Genomic DNA, 15,746 nt, shown 5'->3' with positions numbered 1-15,746 from the left:
TCCTTTTAATGCGTTGTAGAAATTGAATTATTTATTTTTCGCCATCATTGCTTCTCATAAATGAGAGAAGATTTAAAGCATCCGGCTGGCTTACATTCTGATTTGGCATTCTCACCAGACATTGTTCCAAAAGCTTCTGTGCTTCGGGATCTTTTTCCAACATCATGTCCACATTTGTGATCATATTAATGATCCAGGCCGGCTTTCTTTTCTTTGTCACACCCTGCCATCCCGGGCCCACCAATTTTTCATCTGTAAGCTTATGACAGGCACTGCATTTTAAATCATAGATATTTTTACCATTGGTAACTTCCGCTTGATCTAAAGGGGTCTTCATAGGGATGTCCTCATCTTTGATTTCTGTGCCATGAGTTTCAGGTTGATTTTTGGTAAGCTTCTCCACGTCAATGGGCTTAACATCTTTCTTCACACCTCCACTGCACGAAGAATAAACAGAAGTAATTAAAAAGGCCAAGGCCAAAACTTTAAAAATGTTTGTTAATTTCATAATTTGATTTTTGTTGCTAAGATAAAAAATAAAAGATATCTATGTCTTTTATTGCAAAAGTATTGAGGGCATTGTTGTAGCCCAATGACAAATACCAGCGTTCAAAATGATAATTATCATGGGTGTTCCTTTTAAGTTGAATAAATTTGCCCGATTTTCTAAAAATCGTTTAATGTCTTTGTGGAATTAGGATAGAGGTCATTTTAAGTCAACTACTTTTAATTCTTTTAAACTAAGACCATAAGACGTTGTTCGATTGTTGTTCATCTTTTAAATACAGCTTTTGATATTTACAAGAACTTTCAGTTACAGCATCAAGGTTTTGATTTTTCTGGCCTTACATTTTGAGGAAGGTAGAAATTTCAGGGTGAAGGACATTTCGGAAGGATTGGATGTTCCGGATTCATTTTTAGCTAAAATATTGCAGAAGCTGGCAAAGAACAAATTGATTCAATCACACAAAGGTCCAAACGGGGGTTTTGCATTCAATCCTTCAACCTTAAAAACGCCATTGGTTGAAATTATCGAATTAACCGATTCTAAGGATTACTTAAACACTTGTGTGTTAAATTTTCATGCCTGCAATGCACGCAATCCATGCCCCATGCATCACATGGTAGGCAGTATAAATGCGGAAATCAGAAAATTATTAGAAAAAACGTGTTTTGAAGAATTGCTGTTGAATGACAGAAATCTGTTACTCAATCAAATAAAGGATAAAAATTATAAACCTTCTGTTTTGATCAGTTAACTGAAACCTGAGGATAAATTTCTTCTACTACCTGAAGAATGGTTCTAAATGCTACAAAGCTTCCAGCGTATTTTTCTATGTGTTTTTTTTGTAATTCAGGAGCACACAGCATCATGTACTTGTTTAAATGTTCCATTGATGGGCAATCATATTGCAGTGCATAGGTATGTCCATCTTCTTCATTCAAGTCAAGCTTAGACAATCGGCACTTAACGAAAAAACCGGTATTGAGGACTTCAGGAATATGATGATGTTTCATCCAGTGAAGCCATTCGTCTGTTTTGTCCTTATCTATTTTTACGGTCACATTATAAATAATCATATATTTTTTATTTGTTTAATTGATAGGAATCTGTAAAAATACATGGAATTGCCTTTTGACTGTTAACTGAATGAACTTGCTAATTTGTTTATACCTTTGCACTCCTAATTCAAACTTACATGGGCGCCACCAGAATCAATTCTGCGCTAATTTCGGTATACAACAAAGACGGCCTGGAGCCATTGGTCAGATTAATCCATGATCTGGGAATTGTCATTTATTCTACAGGAGGAACCCAGGAATACATTGAGGCATTGGGGATACCGGTTGTAAGTGTAGAAACCATTACCGGATATCCTTCCATTCTTGGAGGAAGAGTCAAAACCCTTCATCCAAAGGTTTTTGGCGGTATTTTGGCCATTAGAAATGAAGATCATTTAAGCCAGTTGGCACATTTTCAGATTCCGGTTATTGATCTGGTAGTAGTGGATTTATATCCATTTGAAGAGACGGTTAGGAATACTACTGATGAACAGGAGATTATTGAAAAAATTGATATTGGAGGTATTTCATTGATACGTGCTGCAGCCAAGAATTACAAAGATGTGGTCATTATAGCTTCAAAAGAACAATACCAACATCTACAAGACATTCTAATGAGTAATGCACTTAGCCGAATAGAAGAAAGAAAACTTTTGGCTACAAAGGCTTTTGGAGTTACCAGTCATTATGATACCCAAATAAGAAATTATTTTGAAGGGACGGATCAAAGCCGCAGTTTACGCTATGGCGAAAACCCCCATCAAAAAGCTTGGTTTTCGGGAGATCTGAATCTGGAATTTTTGCAGGGGAAGGAATTGTCTTACAACAATATTCTGGATGTGGATGCAGCAATGTTGCTGATGGAAGATTTTAAGGATGAAAATCCTTGTTTTGCAGTATTAAAACACAATAACGTTTGTGGTATTTCAGTTCGCAACACACTACTGGATGCCTGGAAAGATGCCTTAGCAGGAGATCCAGTCTCTGCATTCGGGGGCGTACTGATCTGCAACAAAACATTGGATCTGGATACGGCTAAAGAAATAGATTTGTTATTCTATGAAGTGCTCATTGCACCCGATTACGAAAAGCCTGCATTGGATTTATTAAAAGGACGAAAAAATAGAATTTTACTCAGTATAAAGAGCTGGCCGAATCAAAAAATTCTCACCAAGTCAGCACTTGGAGGAAAACTTTATCAGGAAAGAGATACACGCTCATTGGTTGTTTCTGATTTGAGACCTGTGACCAAAATAATTCCTACTTCAACGCAAATGGATGATTTAATTTTTGCAGCCCGATGTACAAAGCATTTAAAATCAAATGCGATAAGCCTGGTGAAATCTGCTCAATTAATCGGAATGGGATGTGGTCAGACCTCAAGAGTGGATGCTACCGTTCAAGCGATCGAGAAAGCTAAAAGGATGGGTTTTGAAACAGAAGGGGCAGTTATGGCGTCAGAAGCTTTTTTCCCATTCCCTGATTGTGTGGAACTTGCGGCCGCTGCCGGGATAAAAGCAATAGTCCAACCCGGTGGTTCTGTAAACGATCAAAAAAGTATTGATCGTGCGGATGAATTAGGAGTATCGATGGTTCTCAGTGGAATCAGACAATTTAAGCATTAAATAATTGAGCTTGACCCTCGCTATAGACATCGGTAACACCAGAGTGAAGTGTGGCCTATTTCTCGGTAAAAACCTGGAAGAATTTCGAGTTTTTGAGAGGGGAGAGGAGGGGCTTTTTTTTAATTGGATAACTGAAATCAAATACGAAAAATCAATCCTGGCCACCGTTAGGAAAAACACGGACCCATTCCTTTTAAAAATTCAATCTTTAATGCAACCTGTCCGGTTCGATGGATTGAGTAAGTTACCCATTCATTTGTCATACCAAACACCTGAGACTTTAGGGCAGGATCGCATTGCAGCACTTTGCGGTGCTTATTTTTTACATCCTGAGAACAATATACTTTTGGTGAACGCTGGAAGTTGCGTTACAATTGATCTGTTGGAAGCCAATGGAACTTTTCTTGGAGGTAATATTGCTCCGGGGATGAAGATGAGGTGGAAGGCAATGCATGAATTTACCGGAAGGCTGCCTTTGGTGGAATTTGCAGAAGTGGGAGATCAAGTTTTAGGCAATGATACCACCTCAGCCCTTAGACTTGGTGTCATAAAGGGAATATTGCATGAAATACGGGGATATTTTACTGAGCTTCATTCAAAATACAGTTTTCTAAAATGCGTTATGACAGGTGGCGACGCACCACAGTTGATTCGTCATTCCAAAATGGAAATTATAGAAGAGCCCTACCTTGTTTTGCACGGTCTCAATCAAATTTTAATTGCAAATGAAAAAACTACTTAGTTTATTAATAAACCTCCTTTTCCTTGCAGGAGTTTTTGGTCAGAATATTGAATTTTCGCCATTGTCCCGTTATGGTTTCGGTGAATTGAATAAAAACCGGGCACCTTTGTCCCTACATTGTGGGGGTGCGGGAGTTGCCTACTACAATACAGAGGAGTTTAATCCAAATAACCCTGCATCACTTGGATTCCTCAAACTTACCGATGCCGAAATAGGATTTCATGCCAAGTATAAAGAGATTACTGACAAGGCGGATAATTTGGCGGATGATTGGTCCGGAAACATCAGTTATATCCATATTGGAGTTCCATTAAGAAATACCATCAATGAGGTTTTAGAGCGTAAGCAGTATAAACATAATTATGGAGTTAGTTTAGACCTCAGTCCATTTTCAACTACCGGTTATCATTACGTGGTTCAGGACAGCGCAAATGACATAGGATCCACCACCAGAATCCTGGATAGTTATGGAGGACTCAGCCGATTTTCTGTTGGATTCGGGTATCGTTATAAAAATTGGGGCTTTGGTTTAGCGGCCGGTTATATTTTTGGAAATGTGAAATATTATCAATCCCTCACCTTTAATGATTTTACCGGAGTAGCCAATAATTTTTTGGACGATCAGTTTCATGCCTCCGGATTCACCACAGACCTGGGTGTTATTTACACCAAAAATCTCAATCAGAAACAGATTGATAAGGACAAATCTATAAAAGCCAGGAGTTTGAATTTTGGGCTGCATCTGACTTCTCCATCTCAATTAAACATGTCCAAAACTTCCTTGTACATTACTCGTTTGAACACTTCAAATTCAATTGTTGACACGCTATTGTATGAAAAGGATAAATCAAGCAATGCTGATTTACCATTAAAATTAGAAGTGGGTGTTTATTACAATCACAAACAGAAATATGGATGGTTGTGTGACCTGAGTTATGAAAATTGGACTTCTTCTAAATTATTTGAAGGTGCAAAAGGAACACTGACCAATTTAGTAGGAATCTCTGCCGGAGGTTGGTGGAGACCCGGAACCACAGGATACGGTAATATTTTAAAAAGGAGCCAATACCGTTACGGTGCCTATCACGAGTCGGGGTATATTTCCATAAATGGAGAAGGGTTGAGCAGGACGGCATTTACACTGGGTCTTGCAATGCCATTTAGTTTTCAAAGACAGACTGCTGTAATTAATTTGGGGGTAGAAGCTGGATTTGTCCAGGCAAAAGATTTATTTTCTGAGCAGTATATTAAATTTAATATAGGTTTCAGATTAAATGACAATGAATGGTTTTTGAAACGCAGATATAATTAGTCATTTCGATTGAAGAAATTTTTCGGATCAGCAATATTGTAGTGACTTGTTTGTCATTGTGTAAAGAAAAATATTTTCGAAAGGATTTGATTCAAATCAGATGGAAGAAAAAATATTTTTCTCATAATAAATTTAGATTACTGCATCAGATTGACCAAGCTTGTGATTTTGATCAGCAGTGGAGATAAATGGAATGGTGTTCTTAATTATTTTTTATTTGGCCATTTCCTTAATTGTTTTTCAAAGATAAAATCCTGCAAGCTTTCTTGCAGGATCAAAAAAGGTAAATCTGATTCTAATATTTTAATTGGGTGGTAAACGCACCAACACTCGTGCAGAACAAAGAACCTAGCTAATGTCTGATCAAAATGAAAAGGATTGAGGACTTTTCAAAAAGGAAAAATTCCCAAACCCTCATAACAAAGACGAACAGCATAAAAATACTTTCCTGAAGGAATCTTGCATTATCCTTCCAGTTTAAATTTAATTGGAAGTGTAAAACTAACCGATAAAACTTTTCCATTGTGTTTACCTGGTTTCCAGTTAGGCATTGATCTTACCACCCTTGCAGCTTCTTCATCACACCCTCCTCCTATACCGCGCGCGATGGTAACTTTTGTGATGTTGCCACTCTTGGTCACCACAAACTGAACTACCACAGTACCCTGGATGTCGTTTTCGCGGGCTATTGCAGGATAATTTAGATTGGATTGAATGTACTTCATCATGGCTGCAGCACCATCCGGAAATTCAGGCATTTGTTCTACAAATTTGGCAGGCTCCTCTTCTTTCTTTTCTTCTTCCATCACCGGAGGAGGAGGTGCTTCTACAAGTGAAGCGTCCACACCACCTTCTTCTCCTTTACGATTTTCTGTGGAGATGTCTTTGTCTTTAATTTCTTCTATCGTTGGTGGCGGCGGTTCTTCTTCTTTGACTTCTTCATCTTTCATAACTTTTGGAGGAATGAATTTGATTTGGTCCTTAATAGGCGGAGGATCTATTTTAGGCGGTGGTGGTGGTGGCGGGTTTTTGGGATCAATAGGAGGTGGGTCGGAAAGGAAAATTTCCTTAGAGGATAAGTCTTTCTTTTCGGTAGGCATCAATTCCCTCAATGCCTTCAAGATCATAGGTGTAGAGACCAGCAAAATAGCCAGAACAGATCCAATGAGGATGGCCCTGTTCATATTTTTATCATAAAGCCTTCTCAAAAAGTACGCACCGTAAGTCTTGTTGCGGTTCTCAAAGACGATGTCGTCCATGTCGTATTTAATAACTTGATTGCTTACCATGATTTTTGTTTTTTATGTCCTTATTATGGATAACGTTCATTTAATAAAATCATTCACTTGATTGACCAAATTTAATGTGATCTGTTAATCAAAAGGATCATTTGGGAGGAGAATGGCACCTACTTTGACTTCATTCATAGTCTTTGCATTCAAGATTACACCATGTTCATGATTTATAAATGAGGAGGTGGTTTAATCATCACAAATGATTCATCTTTCTTACCCCATTGAGTCTCTAACTTGTTTAGGTGGCGCTGGATTATTTTTCTCAATCCGGTGAAACAAACAGTAATCTACACTGTCGAGTGTCTGTTGGGTGTTGAATCAATTCAAAAGGGAGAGTTGTACCATTAGACTTTGTAATAGTCGACAATCATCAAGCTCATGGTATAGAAAAAAATATTTTTCTGATTAAATTTAGAGTACTGAATCAGATTCAACTAAATTTTTAATTTGGACTAATATTGGATTCCATCCTTCTCCATTGTTGTAAGACTCTTGATATCTTTTTTCTCCCTCGGCAACTTTGGAATAGTCTCCCTGAGTTACCGTTAAAGTAGTATGATGGTCTTCTTGAATCAAACTGTAAGTCACGGTTAAATAATTTTCAGGAAGGTCCGGTATTTCGTTATTGTTTGGATCAATAACTGTATAGGCCAAAAATTTTCCCGGATCAATGGCAATGATATTTCCTTTTACAAATACGATTGATTGTCCATTGTATTCCCCTTTCCACAGCAGCGAACTGCCCACTTTCCAATCCGACACTGTCTCACATCCGAACATATATTTTTTAGTTTTATCGGGATTCACTAAAGCATCCCACACTTTGGAAGGAGTGGCAATGATTTGAATGGTGTTCTTAATAATTTTTTCCTCAGCCATATCAGTGTCTATTTTTTATCCCATTTTATGCATTAGGGTTTCGTTATGAAAGGCAAAAGACCAATAAAGAAAAGCGCTCCCGCAAGATTTTTTGACTAGCCATAGTGGAATCCTATGGTGCTGGAGAAAAATCGAGGAAGTGCTTGTATTTGAAGGTATTTTGACTTGGAATAGAAATCCTAATGCATATAATGGGTTTATGAAAAAAAATCCTGCAAGTTTTCTTGCAGGATTAAAAAGTTAAATCCGATTTTATATTTTAATTGCGCGGTATACACGCCAACATCCGTACAATACAAACAGACCTGCTAATAGCTGATCCCAAGGAAAAAGATCCAGGACTTTTCGATAAAAAAGGAAAATTCCCAAACCTACATACGATATGCCTAAGAGCAATAGAAATCCTTTCCTTAAGGAATCCGGCATTACCCTTCCAGTTTAAATTTAATTGGAAGCGTAAAATTTACCGGCACCGCTCTACCATTGTGTTTGCCGGGTTTCCAGTTAGGCATTGATCTTACTACCCTTGCAGCTTCTTCATCACAACCTCCACCAATACCGCGTGCGATGGTGACTTTTGTGATGTCACCACTCTTGGTCACCACAAACTGAACTACCACCGTACCCTGAATGTCGTTTTCACGGGCTATTGCAGGATATTTTAGGTTGGATTGAATGTACTTCATCATGGCCGCAGCACCGTCCGGAAATTCTGGCATTTGTTCTACAAATTTGAAAGGCTCTTCTTCTTTCTTTTCCTCTTCCATCACTGGAGGAGGAGGAGCTTCAACAAGTGATGCGTCCACACCGCCTTCTTCCCCTTTACGATTTTCAGTAGAGATGTCTTTGTCTTTAATTTCTTCAATCGTTGGTGGTGGTGGTTCTTCTTCCTTGACTTCTTCATCTTTCATAACTTTTGGAGGAATGAATTTGATTTGGTCTTTAATAGGCGGAGGATCCACTTTTGGAGGAGGAGGAGGAGGAGGCTTGTTGGGGTCAATTGGAGGTGGCTCGGCAAGAGTTATCTCCCTCATGGATAAGTCTTCCTTTTCGGTAGGCATCATTTCCCTCACTGCCTTCAGGATCATTGGCATCGAAATCAGCAAGAGTGCCAGAATGCTTCCAATGATGATGGCCCTGGTCATATTTTTATCATAAAGCCTTCTCAAAAAGTACGCACCGTAAGTCTTGTTACGGTTCTCAAAGACGATGTCGTCCATGGCGTATTTGAGAATTTGATTGTCTGCCATGTTTATTGTTTTTTAGTCACTTATTAGAATAACAATCATTTATTAAAATTATTTCCTTGATTGACCAACTTTTAGAGCAACCAGTGAATCAATAGGATCATTTGGTTGAAGTATGGCGTATCTGGTAACGCCATTTATGGTCATCTCATCCAATACATCCACTGTATTTTTCACCTTACTCTTAGGAAGTGGTTTAATCATCACAAACAAGTCGTCTTTTTTACCCCATTGTGCCTGAACTTCGCTTTGTCGGCGTTGGATTACTTTTCTCAACCCGGTAGAACTGTAGTCAACACTATCAAGTGTTAACTGGGTATTGGCATCAATTTCATCGGGAGAGATGTACCAATAAACCTTGTCGTTGTCGCCGAGCATTAGGCTCACCGTTTTTGACATTTTTATAGGTGGTTCATCTTTTTTATCAATCTTATCTTCTTTGGCTGGTTTATTTACCTCCATAGTTTTTGGCTTATTGAAGGTGGTAGCCAACATAAAGAATGTGATGAGCAAGAATCCAAGATCCACCATCGCAGTGAGGTCCACTCTGGTGGACATTTTTTTAGACCTTACTTTTTTGTGACCTTTCTTACCCCCGCCCTGGGGGATATTCATTTCAGCCATTTTTATTTAGTATTTATGCTCTTACAAAAATTATTCTTTTCCTGCACGCGCTGAGGTAACGATGTTGAACTTGTTCACCTTACGGTTTTGAAGTGCTTCTATCAGTTTATCAAACGACTTGTACTCTGTAGCTTTATCTGCCTTGATGGCAATTCTGAGATTGTTGTTTTCCTGTCTGGAAAACAAAATCAAGTCTTCTATCTGTGCACCACCTGTTGTGTCAATTTTTAATCCAGGTTGAATGGTGTTGGCTCTTTCATTAGGTTCTTTATCCAAAAACCCAGGTAGCAATCTGATGTCCATTCCCCATAATTCGAGAGTCCGGAAAGCATCTTTTTGCTTAGGGGTAAATTCAATCTGGTAGGCAGCAGCCAAGCGATCCAACAATTTCAATCTGGTATTTTGATCATCCAGACCGAAGAAAATTCTACCATCAGTAGCGATGTTAAACATCATGATGTCCTTGTCAGGAATTGGCACCTGAGCAGTGGATGGCGGAATTTCTATTTGTACCACTTCCTGCGCTCTGAATTTAGTTGTCAGGATAAAAAAAGTAAGTAGTAGGAAGGCCACATCGCACATGGCAGTCATGTCAATGGTGGTGCTTTTCCGAGGAATTTTAACTTTAGGCATGGTTATGCTTCAGTTTAGATTAAGAGTTTTTGGAAGCAAAGTTTTGAGCAATGCTGAAACCTGCTTCATCAATACCATAAGTAAGTCCGTCTATTCTGGTGGTGAAGTAATTGTAAGAAATTACAGCGATTGCAGAAGATGAAATACCCAGTGCAGTATTAATCAAGGCTTCAGAAATACCTGTAGAAAGAGCTACCGCATCAGGAGCACCTGCTGTCGCAATTGCAGAGAAGGCTCTGATCATTCCAAATACTGTTCCAAGTAGACCCAAAAGGGTTGCAACAGAAGAGATGGTTGCCAAAATTACCAGGTTCTTTTCCAGCATGGGTAATTCAAGAGAAGTGGCTTCTTCAATTTCTTTTTGGATGGCCAAAACTTTTTGCTCCTTGTCCAGACCTTGGTTGGATGACATTTCTTTGTACTTGTGAAGAGCTTCGCGAATAACATTTGCAACAGAACCTTTTTGTTTGTCACATTCAGCTATGGCAGCGTCCACCTGATTTCCATCTAACAATGATTTAATCTTTCTGACAAAACTTGGTATAGAACCTTTTCCGCTCGCAACGCTCAATGTATACATCCGTTCGATGATCACACAAACAACGATGATGAAAACGGCCATAAGTATGGGTACCAGAATTCCTCCCTTGTACATCATTCCCAAATAATCACCCGGATGAGGATGTTTGGTCGGGTCTCCTCCTTCAAAATGGCTTGGGTCGCCAAGAATAAATTTAAATATAAAAATACCCAAAACAAGTGCTATCGGAATAATAGCTGCGGCAAACATGCCACTGAACTTACCTGGGGTTGCAGTACTGGTTTTTTGATTGCTCATAATCTGAAAATTAACCGTTTAATGAAATTTTTGATTTAAGAATGATTTTAAATAATAAAAGCCAACAGGATACAAAAAGGACACAGGCCTACAAATCTACCTTGTTGGCGTTTCGAGGCGTAATAATAAAACGTTTTGTTAAGAAAAAGGTGGATTCAATGTGAATAAAATTTTAATAATTTACTGTATTGAAAAATTTAATTTTTTAATTATTGTTAATCATACCTATATATATGTGACGGATTAATAATTTGTTGGAAAGCCAAAAAATGACCTTAAACAGTATTCTGTCCTGCCCTGATCAAGTTTAATTTCTATTAAAAAGACATTCCACTCATTCAAAGATTTGATAGGGCTGATTTAAATAGATTCCCGGTAAGTTATCCGGCCAATTAAAAAAAATTTAAAATAAATATTCGTTTTTTCTATAATATATAATAAATATGTATATTTGCCCTGAATTAATGCCACCCAAGGGCAATAGCAGTTCTTTAGATCATAGCGAGTATTAGCGTTTAATTGGTTTAAACAAACGCTTTTGCTATGTATTCTATAAAACAGATTCACACACTTCTACTCCAGTTTACTATCTGGGTTTCTTTCTTTTCACCTGTTTTTGCAGGAATAGTTTTTGACGGTAGTCCCGGAACTTCGGCTCCGCCAAATACTCTTGGAGGAATACCAGTTTACTCATTCAATCCTGATTCAAGGCCATTAGGTGCTGCTGAAACCTCAGTTTTGCCAGGATTTGATTGCAAGAGTCCACTGCTTTTTTCTTCATCGTTGTTTCATGTTAGGGTCAGCCAAGGCTGGGCTACATGGAGTCATGGATATTTAGGCGATGTGTACTATACAAATGCCAATACAGTAACGCTTACCTTGCCACCTGATACAAGAGCCTTCTATCTTTATATAGAAGGGAATGATTTTGGTGCAGCCACCATTACCGCAACAGCAAACGATGGGACCTCTTCAGGACCTATAGCAGTTGTAGGGAATGCAGGTGCGACTTATTATGGCTTTTATACAACCGGGGCACAATGTCTTTTAACAACCATTACGGTAAATGCCTCACCTGTAGCTGGAGGATTTGCAATTGGAGAATTTGGTATCAGTTTGAATCCAAACAATGATGTTCTTTCCTGTAAGAACGTAAATGTATCCCTGGATCAGAATTGTGAAGTGACCATTACACCAGAAATGTTGTTGACTGGTGGAACATGTCCTGATTTTAAAATTATTGAATTAAGTCATTACAATCACCCAATTCCAAATCCGGTGGATTCGCATTATTTGGGTAAGACCATCATTGGTAAGGTGACCGATACATTAAACGGCAATTCTTGCTGGTCCTATATAACGATAGAAGATAAACTGGCCCCTGAGATTATCTGCAGGGATCAGGACATGAGTTGTATTCAATTCAATTTGAATGCAGCCAATCCTGCAGTGATCGAAGATTGCAGCAGATACACGGTGACCTTACTGGATGAGTTGACGACGAAACTGGATTGCAATCCGGAATACATAAAAGAAGTAAGAAGGACCTGGATATCTACGGATACCTATGGAAATATCAGCGACACCTGTGTACAGGTGATCAGAGTAGAAAGACCGGACATCGATCTTATAGATTTTCCGGATCAGATAGTAGATCTGGAGTGCAGCAGAATCTCGAGATTTGACGCAAACGGGAATCCTCATCCGAGCATTACAGGGATACCTACCTTGGAAGGTTATAGGATATGGCCGAATATAGACTTCATCTGCAACATGTATGTAGATTATGAAGACCAGGATCTTGGCGACATCGGATGTGTGCATAAGATCATGCGTACCTGGCGAGCCAGAGAATGGTGGTGCAATCAGGAGTTCATGGTTCTGGGCATACAATTTATCCAGATCAGAGACACTGAAGGTCCGATCATTACGCATCGCCCATACGATTTTGATGCGACCACAGGACACAGAGATTGTGAAGCAGATGTATTGTTGCCTGCGATAGATGCTTATGACAGATGTCATGATAAATTGCGAGTTGACATCAGTTATCCTGGAGGATCGTTGATAGGAAAAAATGGCGGAAAAGTAATCCTTCCAGTAGGACGAGATACGGTGATATACAGAATCTATGACGGTTGCTATAATGTAACGACCGATACATTGATAGTGACAGTAAAAGACGATACAGAACCTGTGGCGATATGCGACAGGAGAACAGTGGTGGCGTTGAATGATGCAGGAATCAATTGGGTGCCTGCAGAAGTATTTGACGATGGAAGTTTTGATGAGTGTCACTTACATCATTTTGAAGTGAGGAGAATGGATGCAGATGCATGTGGAATAGTAGGGGAAGACGATTGGGGTCCGGAAGTTGGCTTTTGTTGTGAAGATGTGGGAAGAACAATCATGGTAGCCTTCAAAGCAATAGACGCAAGCGGAAACGAAAGTGTGTGCATGGTGAGCGTGGAGGTACAGGATAAAGATGTTCCATTGATCAGTTGTCCACCGGATATCTTGGTGGATTGCAGATTTGACATAGACCTGAATAATTTGGGGACCTCATTTGGCAAAGTAGTGGACAATGAAGCGGATCGTGAGAAAATAGTAATAGATCCGATTTACTGGCATATTATAAACGGACATCCTCAGGATGGAATCGCTTATGACAATTGTAGCCCAAGAGTGAGTGAGCGGATAGATACGAGTGGAATGAATCAGTGTGGAATGGGTCTGATCATCAGAGAATTTACGGTAACGGACGGACAGGGCAACAGTGCAAGCTGTGTGCAGAGCATAGAAATACAGAATCATCATCCGATGACCTATCTGTCGATTACCTGGCCTGCGGATCTGGATACAAATGGAATTTGCAATCCGGATTTGTTGATCCCTGAACGATTGAGTGCACCGTATAATTTTCCAACGTATGTAGATGATGAATGCAGCCTGATAGGTTTAAGCTATCATGATCATGTATTTTCACAGACAGTACCGGGGGATCCATGCTTTAAAATTTTCAGGGTATGGAAACTGATTGACTGGTGTCAGCGTGATGAGTTCAACAACATTGTAATATTCAGCGATACACAGATCATCAAGGTGAGCAATCTGGTAGATCCGATCATTACCAAATTGTGTCGTGATACGACGATCTGCAGTTACGATGTACAATGCAGACCGATCCCGATCAGCCTGAGCATAGAAGCGATCGATGATTGTACGGATGTATCGGAATTGTTGTTCCGCTACAAAGTAGATTTAAACAGTGATGGAACGATCGATATAGAAAGAGCTACGATAGGAGACAATACAGCAAGCGGTACATGGCCATTAGGCAGACACATCATTAAATGGGAAGTGGAAGACCGATGTGGCAACACCGCAAAATGTCAGTCCGTAGTGAACTTGTTGAATTGCAAATCACCGACGGCATATTGTCACCGTGATTTATCCATTGGATTGACAGGGATGGATACGGATGGAAACGGTACTCCGGATACGAAGATGGCGGTGGTATGGGCCAGCGACCTGAATGTAAACTCAGGCCACAGCTGCGGTTATCCGGTGACCTTTAGTTTCAGTGCGGATACGAATGATAAATCCAGAACGTATACCTGCGACAGCATAGGACCGAGAAATGTGGAACTGTGGGTAACGGATATCAATGGAAATACGTCAGTGTGTAAGACCGTGATCATCATCTGGGACAACCCGCAGAGTGAGCCACAATGTCCACAGACGTTGAATGTGAATGTAAACGGACAAATCAAAACAGAAGGAGGAAGTAAAGTAGAGAAAGTAGGAGTGTTGCTGGAACAATCCACGATGCCTGCCACGAGTACGAACTTTGAAGGGGAATATGCATTTGGTCCAATCGCAACAGGTGGATCGTATGCAGTAAAACCGGGTAAGAACGATGACTGGTTGAATGGCATCAGTACAGCGGACATTGTAAAAATACAGAAGCATATATTGGGTACAGAGCCGATCACCTCACCATACAAAATGGTAGCGGCAGATGTAAATAAAAGCAAGACTGTTACGGCGCGAGACATCGCAGATCTTAGGAAGTTGATATTAGGCTTGACACAAGAGATCAGTGGCAACACGAGCTGGAGATTTGTAGATGAGTATTACAGTTTTGGAAGTGCGGAGGGAGCGCTTACGGAGAATTTCCCGGAAGTGTACAACATACCGACGATGTCATCGAATACAGTAGGAAATTTCATCGGGATCAAAGTGGGAGATGTGAATGAATCAGCCAAGACGCGGGGATATCAAAACACAACGAGCCGAAGTGGCAAGGTGATGGATTTGAGTTACCGTGATGAGGAGATGAAGAAAGGAAATGTGTATGAGATAGAATTTAACTCAAGCAACATAGATCAGTTCAGAGGTTTCCAGATGACGTTGGAGTGGAATGCAGAGATGATGGAAGTGATGGAAGTGACCGGCAACAGAAGTAATCATTTTGGAGAAGAACATTACAGTATGCACAAGGCGAATGAAGGAAAAATCACCTTCAGCTGGGATGGCAGTTCAAAGAGTGGAGAGCGACTGTTTACGGTGAAAGTAAGAGCGAAAGCAGACGCACGTGTATCAGATATGATGCACATAGGCAGCAGCATCACACCGGCGCTGAGCATAGGAGAAGGATTGGAGGAAGGCAGGATAGAGTTGAGGTCACAGGGCAAACTGCAAAACGAGTTTGTGTTGTTGCAGAATGAGCCGAATCCATGGAACGGGACGACTGTGATCGGAATGTTACTTCCTGAGAAAGGAGAAGTAAAATTAACGATCTACGACATGACCGGAAAAGTATATTTCCGCAGTGCAAAGGAACTGAGCAAAGGATATCAGGAATGGATCATTGAAAAATCCATGTTGGGTACGTCAGGCGTGTATTATTATCAGGTAGATTTTGATACCAATACACAGACCAGAAAGATGGTTATACTAGAGTAATTCGAAGGAAGAATACATAA

General features: G+C 39.8%; 13 protein-coding genes. 5 read left to right on the top strand and 8 right to left on the bottom strand.

Annotated features, from left to right (window positions below; genetic code table 11):
- Positions 1-31: 31 nt before the first annotated feature.
- Positions 32-508: a cytochrome c gene (locus tag IPJ53_16070; protein ID MBK7800620.1), complete on the bottom strand. Its 477-nt coding sequence runs from the start codon at positions 506-508 to the stop codon at positions 32-34.
- A gap of 283 nt (positions 509-791) precedes the next feature.
- Between IPJ53_16070 and IPJ53_16065 the strand changes: the two genes are divergently transcribed.
- Positions 792-1,259 carry an Rrf2 family transcriptional regulator gene (locus tag IPJ53_16065; GenBank protein MBK7800619.1) on the top strand — a complete coding sequence of 156 codons (468 nt, stop codon included), beginning with the start codon at positions 792-794 and terminating at the stop codon, positions 1,257-1,259.
- Here IPJ53_16065 and IPJ53_16060 read toward each other — a convergent pair.
- Positions 1,252-1,581 carry a DUF4286 family protein gene (locus IPJ53_16060; protein MBK7800618.1) on the bottom strand — a complete coding sequence of 110 codons (330 nt, stop codon included), beginning with the start codon at positions 1,579-1,581 and terminating at the stop codon, positions 1,252-1,254. The two genes, IPJ53_16065 and IPJ53_16060, sit on opposite strands and share 8 nt — an antisense overlap.
- Before the next feature lie 119 nt (positions 1,582-1,700).
- Here IPJ53_16060 and purH point away from each other — a divergent pair, with 119 nt between their 5' ends.
- Genes purH through IPJ53_16045 form a run of 3 tightly spaced genes read left to right on the top strand, consistent with a single transcriptional unit; the run spans position 1,701 to position 5,242 of the window.
- A complete protein-coding gene (purH, locus tag IPJ53_16055; GenBank protein ID MBK7800617.1) occupies positions 1,701-3,188 on the top strand; it encodes a bifunctional phosphoribosylaminoimidazolecarboxamide formyltransferase/IMP cyclohydrolase in 1,488 nt (495 codons plus the stop codon).
- 10 nt (positions 3,189-3,198) lie between these two features.
- The gene (locus IPJ53_16050; protein MBK7800616.1) at positions 3,199-3,930 is read left to right on the top strand and encodes a type III pantothenate kinase; all 732 of its coding nucleotides are present in this window, start codon (positions 3,199-3,201) and stop codon (positions 3,928-3,930) included.
- Positions 3,914-5,242 carry a hypothetical protein gene (locus tag IPJ53_16045; GenBank protein ID MBK7800615.1) on the top strand — a complete coding sequence of 443 codons (1,329 nt, stop codon included), beginning with the start codon at positions 3,914-3,916 and terminating at the stop codon, positions 5,240-5,242. Before IPJ53_16050 ends, IPJ53_16045 begins: the two co-directional genes overlap by 17 nt.
- A gap of 464 nt (positions 5,243-5,706) precedes the next feature.
- Here IPJ53_16045 and IPJ53_16040 read toward each other — a convergent pair whose 3' ends face one another.
- The 6 genes from IPJ53_16040 to IPJ53_16015 form a co-directional block, all read right to left on the bottom strand.
- A complete protein-coding gene (locus tag IPJ53_16040) occupies positions 5,707-6,531 on the bottom strand; it encodes an energy transducer TonB (GenBank protein ID MBK7800614.1) in 825 nt (274 codons plus the stop codon).
- Positions 6,532-6,948: 417 nt separating this feature from the next.
- Entirely contained in the window at positions 6,949-7,416 is a 468-nt protein-coding gene (locus tag IPJ53_16035; GenBank protein ID MBK7800613.1) for an SRPBCC domain-containing protein, read from the bottom strand.
- Between the two features lie 425 nt (positions 7,417-7,841).
- Positions 7,842-8,666, bottom strand: a complete 825-nt coding sequence (locus IPJ53_16030) for an energy transducer TonB (protein MBK7800612.1) — start codon at positions 8,664-8,666, stop codon at positions 7,842-7,844.
- A 48-nt stretch (positions 8,667-8,714) separates the two neighbouring features.
- Positions 8,715-9,287 carry a biopolymer transporter ExbD gene (locus tag IPJ53_16025; GenBank protein ID MBK7800611.1) on the bottom strand — a complete coding sequence of 191 codons (573 nt, stop codon included), beginning with the start codon at positions 9,285-9,287 and terminating at the stop codon, positions 8,715-8,717.
- 30 nt (positions 9,288-9,317) lie between these two features.
- The gene (locus tag IPJ53_16020; protein MBK7800610.1) at positions 9,318-9,920 is read right to left on the bottom strand and encodes a biopolymer transporter ExbD; all 603 of its coding nucleotides are present in this window, start codon (positions 9,918-9,920) and stop codon (positions 9,318-9,320) included.
- A gap of 19 nt (positions 9,921-9,939) precedes the next feature.
- Positions 9,940-10,758, bottom strand: coding sequence for a MotA/TolQ/ExbB proton channel family protein (locus tag IPJ53_16015; GenBank protein MBK7800609.1), 819 nt, complete (start codon positions 10,756-10,758; stop codon positions 9,940-9,942).
- Positions 10,759-11,301: 543 nt separating this feature from the next.
- Between IPJ53_16015 and IPJ53_16010 the strand changes: the two genes are divergently transcribed.
- Positions 11,302-15,726, top strand: coding sequence for a T9SS type A sorting domain-containing protein (locus IPJ53_16010; protein ID MBK7800608.1), 4,425 nt, complete (start codon positions 11,302-11,304; stop codon positions 15,724-15,726).
- Positions 15,727-15,746 lie beyond the last annotated feature (20 nt).

It is taken from the genome of Candidatus Vicinibacter affinis (assembly GCA_016714365.1).
Lineage (GTDB): Bacteria > Bacteroidota > Bacteroidia > Chitinophagales > Saprospiraceae > Vicinibacter > Vicinibacter affinis.
This window is presented reverse-complemented; position numbering and strand designations above follow the sequence as displayed.

Excerpts from the sequence above, each read along its gene's own strand:
- IPJ53_16070 (MBK7800620.1), bottom strand. The coding sequence starts at position 508 with ATGAAATTAACAAACATTTTTAAAGTTTTGGCCTTGGCCTTTTTAATT.
- IPJ53_16060 (MBK7800618.1), bottom strand. The coding sequence starts at position 1,581 with ATGATTATTTATAATGTGACCGTAAAAATAGATAAGGACAAAACAGAC.
- purH (MBK7800617.1), top strand. The coding sequence starts at position 1,701 with ATGGGCGCCACCAGAATCAATTCTGCGCTAATTTCGGTATACAACAAA.
- IPJ53_16045 (MBK7800615.1), top strand. The coding sequence starts at position 3,914 with ATGAAAAAACTACTTAGTTTATTAATAAACCTCCTTTTCCTTGCAGGA.
- IPJ53_16040 (MBK7800614.1), bottom strand. The coding sequence starts at position 6,531 with ATGGTAAGCAATCAAGTTATTAAATACGACATGGACGACATCGTCTTT.
- IPJ53_16035 (MBK7800613.1), bottom strand. The coding sequence starts at position 7,416 with ATGGCTGAGGAAAAAATTATTAAGAACACCATTCAAATCATTGCCACT.
- IPJ53_16030 (MBK7800612.1), bottom strand. The coding sequence starts at position 8,666 with ATGGCAGACAATCAAATTCTCAAATACGCCATGGACGACATCGTCTTT.
- IPJ53_16025 (MBK7800611.1), bottom strand. The coding sequence starts at position 9,287 with ATGGCTGAAATGAATATCCCCCAGGGCGGGGGTAAGAAAGGTCACAAA.
- IPJ53_16020 (MBK7800610.1), bottom strand. The coding sequence starts at position 9,920 with ATGCCTAAAGTTAAAATTCCTCGGAAAAGCACCACCATTGACATGACT.
- IPJ53_16015 (MBK7800609.1), bottom strand. The coding sequence starts at position 10,758 with ATGAGCAATCAAAAAACCAGTACTGCAACCCCAGGTAAGTTCAGTGGC.
- IPJ53_16010 (MBK7800608.1), top strand. The coding sequence starts at position 11,302 with ATGTATTCTATAAAACAGATTCACACACTTCTACTCCAGTTTACTATC.